The organism is Paraburkholderia solisilvae (assembly GCF_902859875.1).
In the GTDB taxonomy this organism is placed as follows: domain Bacteria; phylum Pseudomonadota; class Gammaproteobacteria; order Burkholderiales; family Burkholderiaceae; genus Paraburkholderia; species Paraburkholderia solisilvae.
The window spans coordinates 1-19,848 of the sequence record NZ_CADIKF010000054.1 but is presented as its reverse complement, the minus strand read 5'-3'; the positions used below and the strand labels follow the sequence as shown (position 1 = coordinate 19,848).

Genomic DNA, 19,848 nt, shown 5'->3' with positions numbered 1-19,848 from the left:
CTCGATCACACCGCCGCTTCCGGCTGTGCACCGAATGCCGGAATGCGCCGGATCGTGCTGATCACCTGCTCCGCGGTAATCAGCCGCGTGCATTCGAATTGCCGCGGCGTATTCGCATGACGCGGACACCACAGAAAATCGTGGTGATCGAACTGCACGCGCACGTCGTTCCAGCAGCTATTGCACGTGTGGTAGTTGATCACGCGATACGGCGTATCGAACTCGTTGGTCGGATGCGTAAAGCCGCTGATCATCACGACCGGCGTGCGCATTGTCCATGCGAGCCACGACAGGCCGCTGCTCAAGCCGACGAAAAAGGCCGCGTGCTTGAGCCAGCGCGCGCGCTCCGCGAGCGGCCGCTCGCCGGTGAAGTCCTCGGAGCCGTACGGTATGTGATTCCACACGACGCCGCTGCCGTGCGTCGCCTTCTGGTCGATGCAGATTACGCGGTAACCGGCCTGCTTCAGAAACTGTACGATTTCACGCCAGCCGCTCGGGTTGTTCCAGTACTTGCATTGCGTCGTGCTTTGCGCGGCGATGCACACGTATGGCTCCGGAATCGGCCGGCTGCTGTCGGGCAGCACGATCTCGGGGCGCTCTTCCCGCGGATCGACGCCAAGGATGTACGCGGCCGTCCGATGCAGGCCGACGAGGCGAAAGTCGCAAGGCTGGCGCACGTTCGCGTCGTCGGTGAAGAACAGGCCGATGTTGTAGGTCGCGTAGAAATCGTTCGCGTCGACCGCGTCGGGCGTCGCCAATGTGATCGACGGGTACGCGTGCGTGAAGAGCGGAATCAGCGGTTCGGCCATCACGCAGGTGAGCTTGCAACGGTGCTGCCGCTCGAACTTCGCGACATACGGGAACCAGCCGAGCGTATCGCCGAGCGTGCCGACCGGCAGATGCACGAGCACGTTGCGCCCGCTCAGGTCCAGACGATGGCGGAACACTTCCTTGCCTTGCGACCAGACTTCGATCTCGAACGGCACATAGTATTTCTTGCTGCTCGCAACGACGCCGGCGGAGATCTGCGTTTCGAACAGCGGGTTCGCGGTGGCCGTGTCGCGCAGCAGCACGCGCCAATCGCCGTCGCCTTGCGGCAGCATCACGCGGCAGCCGTCGTTGAAGTCGAAGCGGATGCCGGCGGGGCCCTCCTGCGTCGGCACGGACGGCGGGCTTTGAACGGCCTGACCGTTCTGGCCGCTGCCGGACGACGCGGCGGGACTTGTCGGGTTCGTGTCGGCGGTGTTCGTCGGGCTTGCGGCGGCGGCATGCGTGACGTTCGCGTCGGCGGTGGCCGTCACGCTCGCGTCCGTCTCATTCGCGAGGCTTGCGGCGGCGGTGCTCGCCGGACTCGTACCGGTGGTGCTTGCCGCGCTCGCATCGGCGGCGCCGGTCAGGCTCGCATCGGCGGCGCCTGTCACGCTCATGACGGCGGCGCCCGGCGCGGAACCGGCCGCTGAACCGGCTGGAGCCTTCGTCACGGACGCTCGAGCCGCAGCGTCGCCGCCCACGGCCTGCGTTGTGGCGCCGGCGGACCCCACCGCCGCGCGCGCCTGCGTACCTGCTTGGGACATAATCGATCCGAAAGGTGAACGACCGGGATGTGCCTTGTAGTTGTTAGCGGCAAGTGCCTGCTTTTCTGGTCGTCGTAAAACGAAAAAGCCGCTTATTTTACGAAAAAGCCGCGTATTTAACCATTGGCCGACCTCACCCGCAATACGGGCGCACCGGTGCGCGTGCCGTTCCTGTGTGCATGGCGGCCTGACAGTGGAGAACGTCGATGAGCGTCAGCATCGTTCAACTGGGCTCGGCACGCGCAGCCGATGAAGGTTTGCGTATCGGCACCGTGCGCCGGCCGCCGCGTGGCGTACCGAAAAGCGAGTTCGGCACGCGCAATTACTACGACGTGTGGCTGCCGATTCTGTCGCCAACGCCCGAGCTCGTCAGCGACGCGCTGGCGGCTGAAACCGAGCGGGCATGGAATGCGTTCGCGCGAAAATTCCGCGCGCAGATGAATCGCGGCGACGCATCGAAAGTGCTCGACACCCTCGCGGCACTATCGACGACGACCGACTTCTCGGTCGGCTGCTATTGCGATAACGAAAACCGCTGCCATCGCAGCATCCTGCGTCAGTTGCTGACGGATCGCGGCGCATCGGTCCGGTAAGGCGGGGCGCTAATCGCGTCCAAGCCGCGACAGCAACGGTTCCCTGACATACGTGTCAAGCACCTGCCCCGCCGGAACCGGCTTGCCGAACAGGTGCCCCTGCATCACGGTCGCCCCCAGTTCGCGCAGCGCATTGGCCTGCGCGCGCGTCTCGACGCCCTCGATCACGCACGCAAGCCCCAGGTTCTCGCACAGCTCGACGATGCTCTTCACAATCGCGCGCGCAGTCGGCTCGCGCTCGATGCCCGCGACAAAGCTGCCGTCCACCTTCACCTTGTCGATCGGCAAGCGGTGCACGCTGTTGAGGCTCGAAAAGCCGGTGCCGAAGTCATCGAGCGAAATACGCGCGCCCAGTTTTTTCAGCGATTCGAGCGCGATGCGCGCCTGTCCGAAATCCTGGATCAGCGCGGTCTCGGTAATCTCGAAGTCGATCCTGTGCGGCGCGACGCCGCTCGCGAGCGTCGTGCGGATCACGCGGTGCAGCGCGCCCGGCACGTTCAGGTCGCGCGCCGACAGATTGAACGAAATGCGCACCGCTTCGGGCCAGCTGCGCGCCGCGTCGAGCGCCTTGCGCAGCAGCACTTCGGTAAGCGCGTGAATCAGGTCGCAGCGTTCGGCCACCGGAATGAACATCGACGGCGCCACCACGCCGAGCACCGGGCTCGTCCAGCGCGCCAACGCCTCGAACGCCATGATCTCGTGCAGCCCGGTATCGAAGATCGGCTGGAAATGCAGTGTGATTTCGCGTTCGAAATCCGCACTGCGCAAGCATGCCTCGACCTTGCTCAGATGGCGGATCTGCGTTTCGTGTTCGGGCGAGAAAATCACCGTGCCGCCGCGCCGGTGCGCCTGCGCGAAATGCAGCGCGTAGTACGCGCGTTCGACGAGCTGCGTGGTCGTTTCGCCCGCCTCCGGAAAATTCGCGAAACCAATCGACGCCGACAATCGCGCGGCGCCTTCCGGCAGCACATACGAACGCTCGATCGCGGCGCACAACGTATCGCCGAGATCCAGCAACTGGCGGTAAGCGGTTGCGCCGACCACCGTCAGCCCGAACTCGTCGCCGCCGATGCGCGCCACACTCACCTGCGGCGTGACTTGCGCGGCGAAACGCCGGCCGGTTTCCTCGAGCACGCGATCGCCGAACGCGTGACCGTAGAGATCGTTGATGCGCTTGAAGCCGTCGAGATCGATCACGCCGATCGCGAGGCTGCCCGGCGCGCGCGCCTGGCCTTGCAGCGGCATCAGCTGGTGGTCGAGGTCGGCGAAGAAGCGCCGGCGGTTCGGCAGATTCGTCAGCCCGTCGAGATTCGCGAGGCGAAAATTCTCGTCGCTCAGGCGCTGCGTTTCCGCATGCTGCGCGCGCAACTGCACCTGCGACTCGACGAGACTCGTGAAGTCCCGGTAGTAAAACAGCAGAACCAGCACCATCACGACTGCGACGAGGAACACATTCACGGCCATCGCAATGAACACCGGATTGTGCGTCGACGCGAAAAAGAACGTGAACGGCACGATCACAATGCCGGCGAGCAGCAGCGCGGCGAGGCGCATATGCATCAGGCAAAAAATGCAGCCGATTACCGTCATCGCCAGATAGAACGCGATGTGGCTGCGCGTGTAGGCGTCACCGTAACGGTACAGCGACATCGCCCACGCGGTGAACGCGACGCCGACCGCGGCAACCATCCAGACCGTCGTGCGCAGGCGTCGCGCGATCTCGTCGTCGGACAGCGTGCGCCGCCGCAGGCGCAGCCACAGCGCAAGACGCGCGGTGCAAAAGAGGCACAGCAGCAACGGCGCATAAACCGCCAGGTAGACCGGCGCGATGCGCCAGTGCGTGAACGCCACCGTCACCGTGTCGACGATCAGCACCGTATAAAGCAATGGAACCTGCTGCCGGAATGCGCGAAACTGCGACCGCCTCAGTTCGACCCGAGCCGCCGGCGCAATACGCGAACCCGACAATCTCTTGATAAAAGACATGCTCGTTCCGGATGCGTTACCGCCCAAGGTAGCGCGGGGGATCGTGTGCAACCCGACGTTTCACGCCTGCGAGGTCGCTTCGCCTGCGAACGAGCGCCGGAATCGCACCACACGTCGAAGCAATAGATCATTAGTTTCTTCGATGCGAGCAAAATTCCCGCCAGCTGCCGGTCATGATTTTCCGGGTGCGGCGGCAAGCGGCGGCCATCCTTACCGCGGCGCACGTAGATGCCTGAAAACACACGCAAAAAAAATCGCCGGCGCATAATGCCGGCGATTTCATCGGGTGCGGCGCAGGCCGCTTGCGTTGCGCCGAACCGTCCTCGTCGAGTTCAACGATCCGTCAGCAGGACGGACTGATTTACACGCTGCTGTCCGCCCGCACACTTGCGGTGCGTACCGGATCCACGGCCGCGACGCGGCTCTCCGCAGGCAGCGCCCATTCGAGCCAGCGCGCGCGATGCAGCATCACGAGCGCGAAGGCCAGCGCCGACAGGCCGCCGAACGTCGCAAAGCCCATCTGGTAGCTGCCGGTGCTTTCCTTCGCCATCCCCATGATCACCGGCAGATAGAAGCCGCCGATGCCGCCCGCCGCGCCGACAATGCCCGACATCAAACCGGTCTTGCCCTTCCAGCGCTGCGGCACGAGCTGGAACGTCGCGCCGTTGCCGAGGCCGAAGCACAGATACATCGCGACCAGCAGCGTGATGCCCGCGCCAGGTGGCGGCATCCACGCGGCGAACGCGAAATCGCAGATCGAAATGGCCGCAAGCAGCATCACGAGCGCGCGCACACCCGAGATGCGGTCGGCAATCAGCCCGCCGACCGGCCGCACCAATGCGCCGATAAAGGCGAGCAGCGACATGAAGAGACCCGCTTCGAGCGCCGGCATCTGGTAGAGCGAAATAAGCAGCGTGGTCACATACGAGGACATCCCGACAAAACCGCCGAACGTGATGCTGTAGACAAGCATCACGACCCACGTATCGCCTTCGACCAGCACGCTGCGATAGTGACGCGGCAACACGGCAATCGCGAGCAGCGCGCCGAACACCGGCAACAGCAGCACCCCGGTCTTGCCCGGTCCGAACACGCCGGCATGCACGGCGAGCACCAGCGCAATGAGACCCGCCAGCGTGATGAAGAAGCTGCGGAACGCACGCGGCGCGCTGCCCGCCTTCGGCGCGAGATCGTGCGCCCAGAAGAACAGCGCGGTGGCCGCGAGCGCCAGCAGCGGCAACGCGGCGCCGGCCGCGGTGGCCCAGCCGAAACGCGCGGCCAGACCCGGGAACATGAAGCCGTCGAGCACCGCGCCGATATTGCCCGCCGCCGCGAGACCGAGCACCAGGCCCTGCACCTTCGGCGGATAGTTGCTGCCCGCCATCGGCAACGCGACCGCGAAGCTCGCGCCGCCGACGCCGAGAAATACGCCGAGCACGAGCAGCAGCGTGTACGACGGCGTGACTGGCATCAGCAGCAGCACGATCGACGGAATCGCGGACAGCAGCACGCCCATCAGTGCGATGCGCCGGCCGTTGCACGCCTGGTACAGGTTGCCGAGCGTCACGCGCAGAATCGCCGCGCCGAGCACCGGCACCGCGACCAGAAAGCCCAGTTCGGCGGGCGTCATCGTGATGTCTTTGTGAATGAACGGCGCGAGCGGCCCGAACATCACCCACACGGTGAAACCGGTGTCGAAGTAGAAGAAGCACGCGAGCAGTGCGCGCCAGTTACCGCTCGTCAGCGAACTCAACAGATTTTTCATGGGTCTCTCTCAGAGGGCGGAGGCAAGTGGGCAGACGCGGGCGGTTTGCGCAGTTCGCCGGGCCGCTACGCGAGCGCGCGACGGGTCCATCGAGGTTCCTTGCGCGCGCAACGATATGAGCGCGCAAAAAAAAGCGCCCCGAACCGCACACGCGCGGATCGACACACGGATCGCGCTGCGCATGAGGTTCGGGACGCCTTTGCCCCTATGGTCCGCTCGACGCGAGCGTCCCTCTTCGAACTGAAATCAATGAAGCCGCCGTTGGCCTCGGCGGCGATTAACGCAATAGGTATGCCATCGCGCGTGGCGAACGGGCGGCGCAGGCCTGAAAAGGCGCGCTGCGAAATCGCGGTGGCGCGCGCAATCGCTTGTCAGGCGGGGCGTCGGGCGCGACGCGTCGCGCCTCGAAAAAAATGAAAGCGGCCTGACGAAGGCCGCGCGTTGAAGACTGCGGAAAAGGCTCGGCACGCTTTGGCGGAGCGCGCGCACGCACGCTCGCGGAGCGGGCCGGTGCTGCGCCGTGGTGCACCGCACCACGGCCGTGCGCGCCGCCACCCGCATGGCGCGTGTGCCGCCCAATGCTCACAAGGCCGTGAGCTTGCCGGATCAGCGCTGGTTCGACCCCGAAATCACGTCCACCCAGACCGCAAGCACGAGAATGCCGCCCTTCACGATCATCTGCCAGTACGAGTCGACGTCGAGCATCGACATGCCGTTGTCGAGGCTCGCCATCACGAGCGCGCCGATCAGTGCGCCGTACACGGTGCCGGAGCCGCCGCGCATCGACGTGCCGCCGATAAAGCACGCGGCGATCGCGTCGAGCTCGCCGGTCGTGCCCGCCGATGGCGACCCCGCCGCGAGCCGCGCGGTTTCGACGAGGCCGCCGAATGCGCACATCAACCCCATCAGCGCGAAGATCGCGAGCTTCACGCGGTTCGTATTGACGCCCGACAGCCGCGTCGCTTCGAGATTCGAGCCGACCGCGTAGATGCGCCGGCCGAACACGGTTTGCGTCGCGATATACGTGAAGATGCCGAGCAGCGCGAGCAGCACCAGCACCGGCACCGGAATGCCGCCGTAGCGGTTCAGCGTCGCGACGAATGCGAACACGAGCAGCCCCGCCGCGACAATTTTCACGCCGTCCTGCCACAGCGGCACCACCGGCAGATTGTAGTGCTGGCGGCTCTTGCGATGCCGCACGGTCAGCACCGCGAGCAGCGCGAACAGCACGACCGCGAGCACGTTGCCCGCCACGCGCGGCAGATAGCCCTGCCCGACGAAGACCAGCGCATCCGACGCCGGCGCGATGGTCGAGCCGCCGGTCACGCCGAGCAGCACGCCGCGATACGCGAGCATGCCGCCGAGGCCGACGATAAACGACGGCACGCGCAGATAGGTCGACCACCAGCCGTTGAAAAGCCCCACCACGATGCCGAGCAGCATCACGGCCGGCAGCGTCGCCGCGAGCGGCCAGTGGAATTTCACATCGAGAATCGCCGCGACGCCGCCGAGCAGCCCGAGCAGCGAGCCGACCGACAGGTCGATCTCGCCGGCGATGATGACGAACACCATCCCGCACGCGAGCATGCCGGTAATCGACATCTGCCGCAGCAGGTTCGACAGGTTGCGCGGCGTGACGAACGCGCCGTCGGTGAGAAACGAAAAGAAAGTCCAGATGACCGCGACCGCCAGCAACAAGGCCAGCAGCTTGTAGCGCGCGAACAGCTGCTTCACGCGCTGGCCCGACGCGATCGACGCGCGTTCGCCGGCGCGGTTTTCGACGGAACTGAGATCAGGTGTCATGCGACGCTCGCAAGGTTGGAAGGGTCGTTGCGTTCGGTTTGCGCATTGAGCGCGGCGGCGAGAATGTCTTCCTGCGTGAGGCCGTCGTTGACGAAGTCGCCGCGCAGGCGGCCTTCGCCGATCACCAGCACACGGTCGCTCACGCCGAGCACTTCAGGCAATTCCGACGACACGACAATGATCGACATGCCGCGCCGCGCGAGCGCGAACATCAGCTTGTAGATTTCGTATTTGGCGCCGACATCGACGCCGCGCGTCGGCTCATCGAGAATCAGCACCTGCGGATCGGTGAGCAGCATGCGCGTCAACACCGCTTTCTGCTGGTTGCCGCCGGACAGGCTCGCAATCGACAGCATCGGCGACGCGGCGCGCACCGACAGGCGCTTCATTTCCGTATGAATCGTATCGAGCTCCGACGCGCTGTCGATGCGCCCGCCTTTCGCGAAGCGCGCGAGCACCGCGAGCGTGATGTTGTGACCGACGCCCAGCTGCGGCACGATGCCGTGACGCTTGCGGTCTTCGGGCACCATCGCGACGCCGGCGCGAATCGCATCGGCCGGCGCGCCGATCTTCAAACGCTTGCCGTTCAGCCAGACGTCGGCGCGGCTCACGCCCGGATACGCGCCGAAAATCGCCTGCATCAGCTCGGTGCGGCCCGCGCCGACCAGGCCCGCCACGCCCAGAATTTCGCCTTTGCGCAGTGAAAACGATACGTCGTCGACGCGCTTGCGGTTCGGGTTGGTCGCATCGAAGCAGGTCACGTTGCGCGCTTCGAAGATCACCTCGCCGATTTCATGCGGCTCGCGCGGAAACAGATTGGTAATCTCGCGCCCGACCATCATCGCGATAATGCGGTCCGTGGTGAGCTGCGCCATCGGTTGTGTCGCGACATGCTTGCCGTCGCGGATCACGGTGATCGTGTCGCACACCGCTTCCACTTCGTCGAGCTTGTGCGAGATATACACGCACGCGACACCGCGCTTTTTCAGGTCGCGCACGATATTGAGCAGAATCTGCGTTTCGGCCGCGGTCAGCGACGAAGACGGCTCGTCGAGAATCAGCAGCTTCGCGCGCTTGTTCAGCGCCTTCGCGATTTCGATCAGTTGCTGGTGGCCGCCGCCGTAGTTCATCACCGGCTGCGCGACGTTGATGCCTTCGATATTCAGCTCGCGCAACAACGCGTCCGCGCGCTGATACATCGCCGCGTAATTCATGCGGCCGCCGGACAGCGTGATCTCGTTGCCGAGGAAGATGTTCTCGGCCACCGAAAGCTGCGGCACCAGCATCAGTTCCTGATGGATGATCACAATGCCGGCGCGCTCGGTATCGCGCACGTTTTGCGCGATGAGCGGCCTGCCTTCCCACAGCATCTCGCCGGACCAGTCGCCGTGCGGATACACCGCCGACACGATCTTCATCAGCGTCGATTTGCCCGCGCCGTTTTCGCCGCACAGGCCGACGCATTCGCCGGGGGCGACGGACAGATCGATGCCGTCGAGCGCCCGTACACCGGCAAATGACTTGGCGATGCCGCGTAGCTCCAGAAGCGCTTGTGCCATGCGTTGTCGTCCTCGTGAATCGGGGACGCGCGCGTGCCCGTGGCCGGGTCCGCGCGCGTGTGACAGAGGCGGTGCGCCGCCGGGTTGTGGCAACGCCGGTTTCTTCAACCGGCGGCGGCGCGCATCAGACCGCGGGCGATCAGTTGCCCGCGAGCTGCGCCTGCGAATAGAACCCGTCCTTGACGACCACGTCGACATTGCTCTTCGTGAGCAGCGTCGGCTGCAGCAGCACCGTGTCGACCTGCTTCTTGCCGTTGTCGTACTTCGCGTTGAACGCCGGCTTGTTGCCCTTCGCGAGATCGACCGACAGCTTCGCCGCTTCGCTCGCAATCAGCTTGAGCGGCTTGTAGACGGTCATCGTCTGCGTGCCGGCTATCACGCGCTTCACGCCCGCGAGGTCCGCGTCCTGGCCCGACACCGGCACCTTGCCCGCGAGGTGCTGCGCGGCCAGCGCCTGGATCGCACCGCCCGCGGTGCCGTCGTTCGATGCGACGATCGCGTCGATCTTGTTGTTGTTCGCGGTCAGCGCGTCTTCGGTGATGCGCAGCGCGGTCGCGGCGCTCCATTCCGGCACCCACTGCTGGCCGACCACCTTGATGTCGCCGCGGTCGATGGCCGGCTTGAGCACCTTCAACTGTCCTTCGCGCAGCATCTTCGCGTTGTTGTCGGTCGGCGCGCCGCCGAGCAGGAAGTAGTTGCCCTTCGGCTGCGCGTTGAACACGCCTTGCGCCTGCAGTTCGCCGACCTTCTCGTTGTCGAACGAGATATAGCCGTCGACGTCCGCGTCGAGAATCAGGCGGTCATACGACACGACCTTGATGCCCGCCTTGTGCGCTTCGGCAATCACATTGCCGAGCGTCTTCGAGTTGAACGGCACGATCACGATCACGTCGACGCCGCGCGAGATCAGGTTCTCGATCTGCGAAATCTGACGGGATTCGCTGGCATCGGCGGACTGCACCGACACCTTCGCGCCGAGTTTGGTTGCGGCTTCAACGAAGTAGTCGCGATCGCGCGACCAGCGCTCGACGCGCAGATCGTCGATACAGAAGCCGATTTCGGGCTTGTCCTTGCTCGCATGCGCAAGCGGTGCAATGGAAGTCAGGCCGGCAAACATCGCGGCACAGACGAGCGAATTCAATACGGAACGACGCATAGCGGATTTCAAGTCTCACTCCTTTTCTGATTGGCTACCGGTGCGTCCATTTGCGAGAGAAAGGAAACAGCCGGCGAAATCGTACGGATGCGCCGCGAATGCGTGTTCGCGGTCGTCGATTGTGTGAATCTGGATTTTTGTCCGCCCGACAGCGTGGGCTGTGCGGCACGGCCGGGCAATTGCGAAATTGACCGGCCGGGTTAATGTTTTTTACCGATGCGTGCCAGCGGCGCGCGCCCGATTGCCGGCGCTCATTTGCCAGCACGCATTGGTCAACCCTTATTTGCCCGTACCGTAAAGCGCCTGGGTCACCACGTTTTCGAGGTGCTCCTGGCGGCCGCTCAGATGCCTGGGCGCAATGCCGCGCGCGATCGCATCGTTCGCGAGCGCTTCGAGCGTATAGCCGCCCGCGAGAATCTTGCGACCGAGCTCGCCGTCCCATCCCGCGTAGCGCTTTTCCTTGAACGCGGCGAGCTGGTCGTTTTCGATCAGACGCGCCGCGCGTTCGAGCGCGATGGCGAGCGCATCGATTGCACCGATATGGCCGTGGAACAGATCGTCCGGATCGACGCTCTGGCGGCGCACTTTCGCATCGAAGTTCATGCCGCCGGACGTAAAGCCGCCGTTACGCAGAATTTCATAGAACGCGAGCGTGAGCTCTTCGACGCTGTTCGGGAACTGGTCGGTATCCCAGCCGTTCTGCGGATCGCCGCGGTTCGCGTCGATGCTGCCGAACACGCCGAGCGCGAACGCATTCGCAATCTCGTGATGGAACGAGTGGCCGGCGAGCGTCGCATGATTCGCTTCGATATTCACGCGAATTTCATCCTGCAGGCCGAACTGCGTGAGAAAGCCGTGCACGGTCGCGACGTCGTAGTCGTACTGGTGCTTGGTCGGCTCCTGCGGCTTCGGTTCGATCAGCAGCATGCCCTTGAAGCCCTTCTTGTGCTTGTGCTCGACCACCATGCTCATAAAGCGGCCGAGCTGTTCGCGCTCGCGCTTCAGATCGGTGTTCAGCAGCGTCTCGTAGCCTTCGCGGCCGCCCCACAGCACGTAGTTCGCACCGCCGAGGCGCTGCGTCGCTTCGAGCGCTTCGAACACCTGGGTGGCCGCAAATGCGAACACGTCCGGGTTCGGATTGGTCGCGGCGCCGGCCGCATAGCGCGGATGCGAGAACAGGTTCGCGGTGCCCCACAGCAGCTTCACGCCGCTCTCTTCCTGTTTGCGCGCGAGATAGTCGGTGATCGACTTGAAGTTGTTCACGTACTGCTTGATGCTGTCGCCTTCAGGGGCGACGTCGGCATCGTGAAACGTATAGAACGGCACGCCGAGCTTCGAGAACAGTTCGAATGCGGAATCGGCCTTCAGGTGCGCGCGCTCGAGCGGCTCGCCAGCGCCATGCCACGGGCGCTCGAAGGTGCCCGGTCCGAACATGTCGGTGCCGGCCCAGCCGAATGTATGCCAGTAACAGACGGCCACGCGCAGATGGTCTTCCATTCGCTTGCCGAGCACGAGCTTGTCGCGATCGTAATAGCGGTACGCGAAAGCATTGCTCGACTGCGGGCCCTCATAGCGCACAGCGGGCAGATGTTCGAAGTAGGACATGCGCGTCTCCTTGATTGATGTCGTGACGATGCGTCGCACAGCATGAAAGCGCGTGACAGGCGCAGCACGTTTGCTTGAGTGATGCCATGCTGCCAGCTTGCGGTTCATACCGGCAATTGCGAAATCCGCCAGTGCGGTTAGCGATTCTCGCCGCCCGATAAAATCGTGTGGCGGCGCGAGGCTCGCACCGCCTAGAATAGGCAGGCTGATCGATACCGGGCGAAACCGTGTTTGCCCTTAAGGGTTTCGCCGTATATGGATCAACCCGTGGATCAACCCCGAACACGCCGGCGCCGCCGCATCGCTGCCGCCGCGCGCCCTTGACTACGCGATGACACGCCAGCAATCCGCTCAACGCACGCACCGTATCGCGTTGCTCTTCAACGCGAACAAGGTCTACGACCGCGAGATCATCACCGGCATCGGCAAATACCTGCTGTCGACGCGCGTCGCATGGGACCTCTTCCTCGAAGAGGACTTCCGCGCGCGTCTCAACGGCATCGAACACTTCGAGGGCGACGGCATCATCGCGGACTTCGACGACCCGGCCGTGCGCGATGCGCTCGCCGACTGTCCGCTGCCGGTCGTCGCGGTCGGTTCGTCGTACGAAGACGCGTCCCAGTATCCGGACAATCTGCCGTATATCGCCACCGACAACCGCAAGCTGGTCACGCTCGCGTACACGCATCTGATCGGCGCGGGGCTGCAGCGCTTTGCGCTCTACAGCCTGCCCGAATCGCCGACCAACCGCTGGGCGCAGGAACGCGAACTCGCATTCAACGCGCTGCTCGCGGCCGACGGCCTCACCGGCGACGTGCATCGCGGCTTGCCGACCAGCGCGCCCGTGTGGAACCAGGCGAGCGAGCAACTGACCGCGTGGCTGCAAAGCCTGCCGAAGCCGGTCGGCGTAATCGCCGTCACCGATGCGCGCGCGCGTCAGCTATTGCAGATGTGCCTGATCTCCGGCATCGCGGTGCCGGAGGAAGTCGCGATTATCGGCATCGACAACGATCCGCTCACGCGTTCGCTCACGCGCATTCCACTGTCTTCGGTCATTCAAGGCACCGAGGAAATGGGCCGCACCGCCGCGCACCTGTTGCATCAGATGCTGGGCGGCGCGCGCTTCGCGGGACGGCGCATTCTGGTGCCGCCGGTCGGCATCAACGTGCTCGAATCGACGCGGCATCAACCGGTGTCGAGCCCGTATGTGATGCGCGCGCGCCATTACATCCGGCAGTACGGCTGCCAGGGCATCAAGACCGAACAGGTCGCCGACTATGTCGGCGTGTCGCGCTCGTCGCTCGAAGAGCATTTCCGGCGTGAGCTCGGCTGCACCGTGCATCAGGAGATCCTGAAACATAAGCTCGAGGTCGCGAAACAGTTGCTCGCGCAACCGGATCTCTCGAGCACGGAAGTCGCCATACGCTGCGGCTTCACGTCGTTGCAATACATGTACGCGGTGTTTCGCCGCGAACTCGGTTGTACCCCGCGCGAATACCATGAGCGTCTGCAAGGCACGCAGACATCGCAACCCGGCTGATTCCCCGACGCACATTTTTATTCATGACTTCCGTAGACTCGCGCCATACCGATCGCGCCCTTCCCGCCCATATCACCGTCGAACGCTGGGGCACGCTGCCCGGCGGTGATGCGGTCCGTCTCTTCACGCTGCGCAACGCGCACGGCATGCGGGTGGTGATCAGCGATCTCGGCGCGACGCTCGTGTCGTGGCATGCGGCCGACCGCGCCGGACGCATCGCCGATATCGTGCTCGGGCACGATACGCCGGCCGAATATCTCGCGAGCGCGTCGTATTTTGGCGGCACGATCGGCCGCTGGGCGAACCGCATTGCGCAGGCGCGCTTCACGCTCGACGGGCTTACGTATCAGCTCGACCGCAACGAAGGCGACAACCTGCTGCACGGCGGCGCGAGCGGCTTTCATCGCGCGCTGTGGGACGCGCGTGAAGTCGACGGCACGCTGGTTTTCTCGCACGAATCGCCGGAAGGCGATGCGGGTTTTCCGGGCGCGCTCGAAACAACCGTACGCTACGCGCTCGACGACCACGGCGCGCTGACGATCGACTACGACGCGGTGACCGATGCGCCGACGCCGGTCAACCTGACCCATCACGCGTACTTCAATCTGTCAGGCGGCCCGGCGGACATCCGCGGTCATATGATCGAAATCGACGCGGACGAATTCTGGGAAGTCGACGACACGCTGATTCCGCTTGCGCGCGCGAGCGTCGCCGGCAATGCGTTCGACTTCCGCTCGAGCGCGCCGATCGGTGCGCGCCTCGACTGGCCGCATGCGCAGCTCGCGCGCGCGAAGGGCTTCGACCATTGCTATCTGCTGCGCGACGCGGCGGGCGCGTCCGGCGCGGTACGCCGGGTGGCGGTGCTGTACGACCCGGGCAGCGGCCGCGAGCTGACCGTCGAAACCGACGCGCACGGCTTGCAGTTCTACACGGGCAACTATCTGGAAGGCGTGGCCGGGCGCGGCGGCGAGCGCCTGCGCAAGCATGCGGCGCTGTGCCTCGAAACCGGCGGCTATCCGAACCAGATCAATATGGCGGACAGCGCCGCGCAAACCGTGCTGCGACCGGGCGAGCGGTATCGGCATACGACCGTTTATCGGTTGGGTATCCGATAGATGTCGTTTGCGCGCATCGCCGCAGTCGGCGTCTTCGGTGCGCAGGCCGCGGCATGCGAGCGCTGCGCGCGGTTGCCGTAACCCTTCGAAAGATTTGCGGCATGCTTCGTCGTGCTTGCAAGCGTTGCGGCATGCTCAACGGCGTGAAATGATAGCGGCTCTTGTCTGAACGCCAGCCACTCCGTCGTGCGCGGCCCGCTTGCACTGTCAGCAGTTAGCGGCCGCTTTCGTCAACGACGGCTAGCCAGCCCGAACGCCCGCCGATCACGGCGCACCTGCGAGGTGTGCGGCGCCGTGCCGCCGCGTCGGCGTCCCTGTTCCACGTAGTCCCATGCAATGCGTGCGTGCGCGCGTGCACCGTCGGTGTCCGGTTGTGCCCGCTTGTGTCCGCTTATGACCGGCACACCGGAGCAGCCGCGTCGTGCCGCGGCGCGCCGGCAAATCAACCTGCGGTTTCAATTCGCGGAGCCATCTTGAACACCACTGACACGCTCGCATCGGGCGCCACCGATTTTTCGCCGCTCGCGCCACCTGCCGGGGCAGCCGATGTTGGCGCTTACCCGCCGCAAACGCGCCCGCGCCGGATCGCATTCATCCGCTGGCTGCGCAAGATTCACGGCTGGATCGGCCTGTGGGGCGCCGCGCTCGGGCTGCTGTTCGGCACCACCGGCTTCTTCCTGAATCATCGTGCGGGGCCGTTGCGCGTGTCGACCGGCGTGCCGCAGGTAACCGAACTGCAAGTGCCGCTGCCGCAGCCGGCGCCGCAGTCGCCGCGCGAACTCGCGGCCTGGCTCAAAGACGAATTGAAGCTGACCGGCAAGCCGGGGCGTGCACAGAAGGAACCCGCGCATCCGGTTGCATGGGGCGATCGCAGCGCGATCCAGCCCGAGCACTGGCAGCTGACGTTCGCGTCGCCGCAGCAGATGACCTCCGCCGATTACTGGGTCGGCAGCGGCTATGTGACGGTCAAGCGCACCGGCAACACGTTCCTCGCTACGCTCACCAATCTGCACAAGGGCGTGGGGCTCAGCGTCGGCTGGGTGCTGTTGATCGATACGCTGGCCGGCAGCATCATTTTGCTGTCGCTGACCGGCGTATTGCTATGGACGCAGTTGAATACGAAGCGCACGGTTGGCGCGGTGCTGGTGCTGGGGTCGATGGTCGCCGCGGTGTGTGTCGGGCTAGCGTAGACACATTTACGCGCGCGTGCCGCGCCGCAACGGCACGCGCGTTTGTCGTTTTCCCTGCGCTACCGCACGCTGGTCAGTGCGGCGCCCGGAAGATCGGCGCACCGGACGGCGCCCCCGTCAGCCCGCCATCGACGACGATTTCCGCCGCCGTGACCCCCACCGAGTCGTCGGACGCGAGGTACAGCACCGCGCGCGCGGTCTCCTCCGGGTTCGCGAGGCGCCCGAGCGGAATACGCGGACCGAACGCGCTTTCGGTGTCGTCGAGCGTCTGGCCCTCACGCGCGCCGCGCGTCCAGATCGGTGTGCGTGTCGCGCCCGGAATCACCGTGTTCACGCGAATGCCGCGTGGCGCGAGTTCGGACGCGAACACCTTCGCCATCCCCGTCACGCCCGCCTTCGACGCCGAGTAGGCCGCCGAGCCGGCGAAGCCTTCGCCGCGCATCACCGAGCCGTTCAGCACGATCGCGCCGCCTTCGCGCATCAGCGGCAGCGCGGCCTGCACGGTCAGAAACACGGCCGTCAGATTGGTGCGCGTGATCGCCTCGAACGCGGCTGCGGTCGTGCTGCCGAGCGGCGTGGGGCCGCTGATGCCCGCGTTCGCAAACACGATATCGAGCGAACCGAATTCGGTTGTCACCTTTTGAGCGACACGCTCGAGCGCGTTGGCGTCGTTCAGGTCCGCTTCGATACCGATCGCATTCGGGCCGAGCGCCGTCAGCGCATGGTCGAGCTTCTTCGGATCGCGGCCGGTGATCGCGACGCGCGCGCCCTGTTCGATCAGCATTTTCGCAGTCGCGAAACCGATACCGCTGTTGCCGCCCGTCACGAGCGCCGTCTTGTTCTGGAAACGCATGATGTTTCTCCTTTGAAACTGTGGTTTGCGCTGGGCCGGCTGGCCGGGCGCTTATTCATTGCTTTCGCAATCATTGACGTAATGATATCGATCGCAATGAATGAGATCAAAGGGGGAAAACCGAAAACTGTGTTCTGAAAAGTCGGCTAATGGGGGCAAGGTGGGCCAGGCGGATCGAAGGTCGGCGGGTCGGTGGCAAACGGCTGGGGTGGCGCTGGGGTGGCTGTGGCTGTGGCTGGATGGCGGTGCCGGCGCGGTGGCTTGCGGTGACGGGCGACCGCGGCTGGGAGCCAAGATCTGTCGGCTGTGGCCGCGAGGCCACCGCGGCGCCGCCAACCGGGCGCGATAAGGCCCAAACCCATCGCGAACCGCCAACCCTTCGCCGCGCTATACGTGCGCGTCATCGGCGGCGTCGCGGACCACGCAATCGACAGTACATTGACGGGCAAATGCAACCGTCTCATCAAAACGCGGCGCCCACGCGCCGCTCCGGTTTGCGCCCGATGCCCGCCCGCTCGAATCCGCCATCGCCGGGCGGCGCTAGCGAGTCGCGTCGGGATGGGTCCGACCGAGCCGAAGCCACCGTACAAAAGTATTTTTGAGATTTGCGGACGAGATCTTCACCCCGTCAGGGATTATAATTGCACATGCAATCATAACTAGGCATAGCGACCGCAACCGATGGTCGAGGCCGTTCGATCGCAGCAGGCTGGGAGTCAGTCATGAAAGTCAGCAAGGAGCAGGCGGCGCAAAACCGCGCAAAGCTTATCGAGACAGCCGCGCGGCTGATGCGTGAGCGCGGCATCGACGGCGTCGGCGTCGCCGAGATCGGCAAGGCGGCGGGCCTCACGCACGGCGCGCTGTACGCGCACTTCCCGTCGAAGGAAGCGCTCGCCGCCGAGGCGCTCGCCTTCGGTCTCGAGCGCGGGCACAGGCGTCTCATCACGCCGCGCGACGGACGCATGCCGGAGCTCGGCGAGGTGCTCGACGGCTATCTGTCCGAGGAAAGGCGCAACGACATTGCGGAGGGCTGCGCGATGGCGGCATCGGTCAGCGAGATCGGACGGCAGGATGCGTCGGTCGGCGAGCGGTTTGCGCTCGGGCTCGAGCAGATGACCTCCGTGTTCGCGTCGAAGCTCGATGCGCACGTGCCCGAGACGCAGCGGCGCGAGCGTGCATTGACGATGGCGGTCGCACTGATCGGCGCGATTTCGGCATCGCGTGCGGTGATGAAAGCGCAGCCGGAACTGGCCGATGAAATCCTGCACGCGGTGCGGCAGTCGATCGATACGATCGCGGCGCAGCCGCGCGGTGACAAGCAGGACGCCCATCGCTGATCGCGGCTCGCGCACCGCACTTCGTGTATCTCTCCCTGCCCGCTTCCCTTCGTCTACAGCAATCCAAGCGCGGACGCCTTCAACGTCGCAGCCGCCCGTGTCGAACACTCGAGCTTGCGAAACACGCTTTCGACATGCGTGCGCACCGTGCTCGGACTCAATGTCAATTCGCGTGCGACTTCCTTGTTGCTGGCGCCGCGGCTGATCGAACGCAGCACATCGGTTTCGCGCGCGGACAGGCGCACGCCGGACGGCTGGCGGCGCGGCGCAACGTTCGACACGCGCGGCGCCGCGCCCGGCTCGCGCACGCATGCGAGCAGCGCGTCGACCACCTGCACATCGAACCGCCCAAGCGCCGCTTCGTCGCGCATCGTCTGCGCGGCCGGTTCGACACCCAGCGCCGCACGCCACGGCCGCGCCGCACGCAGCGCGCCCCATGCAACCGACGCCGCCAGCACACGCGCCTCCAGCGACAGCGCATCGAGCGCGACGCCGCGAAAGTAGCCCGAGCCATCGCCGCGCTCATACGCGTACGACGCGAGCGCCGCCGCATCGGCGAGCGCGCCGGTCTGCCGGCCGGCACGCGCGGTCCAGTACGGCACGAGGCGCACGCGCTCCCACGCGGACGCCGGCAGCCGGCCCGGCGTATTCCACAGCACGTTCGGCACCGCCGCGCGGCCGATGCCGTGCAGCAGACCCGCGCGATACACGCGCTGCTGCGCAAGCGGATCCGCGATCAGCTGCGCGCAGCATTGCGCGGCGGTCGCGGCGACCGCGCGCGAGTAGCCGGTCATCCACGGCAGCTTCAGGTCGATTACGTCGGCGATCAGTTCGGGCGACGTCGTCTCGGACATCCGCGGCGTCAGCAGCGCATCGTCGAATTGCGCGGGTTCGAGCGCGTCGAGTTCGGCGAGCCATTGGCGTCCGTGCGCATCGGCGAGCGCGGCGAGCGCCGCCGGGTAGCGTGCATTCGCGCGCTGCGCGATCAACTGCAGCGCGTCGTCGACACCATAGACGCGCGCGAAGATTTCGAGGTCGCCGGCCAGCGCGACCCAATACACCGCGAGCGGCACCGCGTCGCCCGCGAGCTGGTCGGGCATGCCGCCGCCATCCCACGCTTCGAAGATGTGCCGCAAGGTCGCTTGCGTATCGTGCGCGAGGCCGAGCATCCGCGCGACTTCACCGGACACTTCGCAGTGAATCTGCGCAAGCGGCGTCAACGCGGCGCTCACGCCGCCCTGCGCGGCAAGCGGTTGCGCCCAGTCGGGCCGCTGCGCGAGCATCGCTTCGCGACCGCCGACATCGTCGCCGAGCACGTCGGCAAAACCTGACGCATTCGCGGTACAGCCGGACCAGCGCAGCAGCGATGCCTCGATCGCCGCGCCACGTGTCGCGTCGTCAGCTCCGGCCGCACGCGCGCATTGCGCGGCGAGCCACGCGGTGCGCAGCGAATGATCGGTGGGTTGGCCCATGCTGAGGTCGCCGATAAAGGCGAGCGCCTTGACCGCGTCGAAGACGCGCAGCGCGGCGCCCGGGTCCGGCGCCATTGCCGATGCGTTCATGAATCCGTTGTCGAAAGAAAACCGGGGTTCGGGGAGGGACGATCTCCTGCGCACTATACCGGAGCTTGCTTGTATCAATTGCTTCAAGCACTTGGGCTGGTCTTGCGCAGGATGTCCACAGGCTTGCGCACGGGAACTGTGGATAACGCGGACCTACGACGAACGGGCGTTGCCGTATGGCGAGCACGGGCACGAATGTGAGGCGCATCA

The 19,848-nt window shown here is 65.4% G+C and carries 14 protein-coding genes; 5 read left to right on the top strand and 9 right to left on the bottom strand.

Annotation, left to right across the window (positions count from 1 at the left end; all coding sequences use genetic code 11):
- Positions 1–5: 5 nt before the first annotated feature.
- Positions 6–1,481, bottom strand: a complete 1,476-nt coding sequence (locus tag HV675_RS26025; protein ID WP_246270547.1) for an autotransporter strand-loop-strand O-heptosyltransferase — start codon at positions 1,479–1,481, stop codon at positions 6–8.
- A 299-nt stretch (positions 1,482–1,780) separates the two neighbouring features.
- Here HV675_RS26025 and HV675_RS26020 point away from each other — a divergent pair, with 299 nt between their 5' ends.
- The gene (locus HV675_RS26020) at positions 1,781–2,167 is read left to right on the top strand and encodes a DUF488 domain-containing protein (protein WP_175114329.1); all 387 of its coding nucleotides are present in this window, start codon (positions 1,781–1,783) and stop codon (positions 2,165–2,167) included.
- Between the two features lie 9 nt (positions 2,168–2,176).
- Here HV675_RS26020 and HV675_RS26015 read toward each other — a convergent pair whose 3' ends face one another.
- The 6 genes from HV675_RS26015 to xylA form a co-directional block, all read right to left on the bottom strand.
- A complete protein-coding gene (locus tag HV675_RS26015; protein WP_175114328.1) occupies positions 2,177–4,153 on the bottom strand; it encodes a putative bifunctional diguanylate cyclase/phosphodiesterase in 1,977 nt (658 codons plus the stop codon).
- Positions 4,154–4,514: 361 nt separating this feature from the next.
- The gene (locus HV675_RS26010; protein ID WP_175114327.1) at positions 4,515–5,918 is read right to left on the bottom strand and encodes an MFS transporter; all 1,404 of its coding nucleotides are present in this window, start codon (positions 5,916–5,918) and stop codon (positions 4,515–4,517) included.
- Positions 5,919–6,524: 606 nt separating this feature from the next.
- Entirely contained in the window at positions 6,525–7,721 is a 1,197-nt protein-coding gene (locus HV675_RS26005; RefSeq protein ID WP_175114326.1) for a sugar ABC transporter permease, read from the bottom strand.
- Entirely contained in the window at positions 7,718–9,280 is a 1,563-nt protein-coding gene (xylG, locus tag HV675_RS26000) for a D-xylose ABC transporter ATP-binding protein (RefSeq protein ID WP_175114325.1), read from the bottom strand. Before xylG ends, HV675_RS26005 begins: the two co-directional genes overlap by 4 nt.
- 139 nt (positions 9,281–9,419) lie before the next feature.
- Positions 9,420–10,448, bottom strand: a complete 1,029-nt coding sequence (xylF, locus tag HV675_RS25995; protein ID WP_175114324.1) for a D-xylose ABC transporter substrate-binding protein — start codon at positions 10,446–10,448, stop codon at positions 9,420–9,422.
- 267 nt (positions 10,449–10,715) lie between these two features.
- Positions 10,716–12,041 carry a xylose isomerase gene (xylA, locus tag HV675_RS25990; RefSeq protein WP_175114323.1) on the bottom strand — a complete coding sequence of 442 codons (1,326 nt, stop codon included), beginning with the start codon at positions 12,039–12,041 and terminating at the stop codon, positions 10,716–10,718.
- A 331-nt stretch (positions 12,042–12,372) separates the two neighbouring features.
- On the opposite strand from xylA, the gene HV675_RS25985 reads away from it, so the two are divergent.
- The 3 genes from HV675_RS25985 (at position 12,373) to HV675_RS25975 (ending at position 15,886) form a co-directional block, all read left to right on the top strand.
- Positions 12,373–13,581, top strand: a complete 1,209-nt coding sequence (locus tag HV675_RS25985) for a XylR family transcriptional regulator (protein ID WP_175114322.1) — start codon at positions 12,373–12,375, stop codon at positions 13,579–13,581.
- A gap of 23 nt (positions 13,582–13,604) precedes the next feature.
- The gene (locus tag HV675_RS25980) at positions 13,605–14,696 is read left to right on the top strand and encodes an aldose epimerase family protein (RefSeq protein ID WP_175114321.1); all 1,092 of its coding nucleotides are present in this window, start codon (positions 13,605–13,607) and stop codon (positions 14,694–14,696) included.
- A gap of 473 nt (positions 14,697–15,169) precedes the next feature.
- Complete coding sequence (locus HV675_RS25975) at positions 15,170–15,886, top strand: PepSY-associated TM helix domain-containing protein (RefSeq protein WP_246270545.1); 717 nt, start codon at positions 15,170–15,172, stop codon at positions 15,884–15,886.
- Positions 15,887–15,959: 73 nt separating this feature from the next.
- Here the strand turns inward: HV675_RS25975 and HV675_RS25970 are convergent, their stop codons facing one another.
- Complete coding sequence (locus HV675_RS25970; protein WP_175114320.1) at positions 15,960–16,739, bottom strand: SDR family NAD(P)-dependent oxidoreductase; 780 nt, start codon at positions 16,737–16,739, stop codon at positions 15,960–15,962.
- A 722-nt stretch (positions 16,740–17,461) separates the two neighbouring features.
- Here HV675_RS25970 and HV675_RS25965 point away from each other — a divergent pair.
- Positions 17,462–18,076, top strand: a complete 615-nt coding sequence (locus HV675_RS25965; RefSeq protein ID WP_175114319.1) for a TetR/AcrR family transcriptional regulator — start codon at positions 17,462–17,464, stop codon at positions 18,074–18,076.
- Positions 18,077–18,129: 53 nt separating this feature from the next.
- On the opposite strand, the gene HV675_RS25960 is transcribed toward HV675_RS25965, so the two are convergent.
- Positions 18,130–19,638 (bottom strand): HD domain-containing phosphohydrolase, encoded by a 1,509-nt coding sequence (locus HV675_RS25960; protein WP_246270543.1) that lies wholly within the window; start codon positions 19,636–19,638, stop codon positions 18,130–18,132.
- Positions 19,639–19,848: the final 210 nt, after the last annotated feature.

What these genes read in the sequence shown, in the direction of transcription:
- HV675_RS26020 (WP_175114329.1), top strand. Translation starts at nt 1,781, where the DNA reads ATGAGCGTCAGCATCGTTCAACTGGGCTCGGCACGCGCAGCCGATGAA.
- HV675_RS26015 (WP_175114328.1), bottom strand. Translation starts at nt 4,153, where the DNA reads ATGTCTTTTATCAAGAGATTGTCGGGTTCGCGTATTGCGCCGGCGGCT.
- HV675_RS26010 (WP_175114327.1), bottom strand. Translation starts at nt 5,918, where the DNA reads ATGAAAAATCTGTTGAGTTCGCTGACGAGCGGTAACTGGCGCGCACTG.
- HV675_RS26005 (WP_175114326.1), bottom strand. Translation starts at nt 7,721, where the DNA reads ATGACACCTGATCTCAGTTCCGTCGAAAACCGCGCCGGCGAACGCGCG.
- xylG (WP_175114325.1), bottom strand. Translation starts at nt 9,280, where the DNA reads ATGGCACAAGCGCTTCTGGAGCTACGCGGCATCGCCAAGTCATTTGCC.
- xylA (WP_175114323.1), bottom strand. Translation starts at nt 12,041, where the DNA reads ATGTCCTACTTCGAACATCTGCCCGCTGTGCGCTATGAGGGCCCGCAG.
- HV675_RS25985 (WP_175114322.1), top strand. Translation starts at nt 12,373, where the DNA reads ATGACACGCCAGCAATCCGCTCAACGCACGCACCGTATCGCGTTGCTC.
- HV675_RS25980 (WP_175114321.1), top strand. Translation starts at nt 13,605, where the DNA reads ATGACTTCCGTAGACTCGCGCCATACCGATCGCGCCCTTCCCGCCCAT.
- HV675_RS25970 (WP_175114320.1), bottom strand. Translation starts at nt 16,739, where the DNA reads ATGCGTTTCCAGAACAAGACGGCGCTCGTGACGGGCGGCAACAGCGGT.
- HV675_RS25965 (WP_175114319.1), top strand. Translation starts at nt 17,462, where the DNA reads ATGAAAGTCAGCAAGGAGCAGGCGGCGCAAAACCGCGCAAAGCTTATC.
- HV675_RS25960 (WP_246270543.1), bottom strand. Translation starts at nt 19,638, where the DNA reads ATGAACGCATCGGCAATGGCGCCGGACCCGGGCGCCGCGCTGCGCGTC.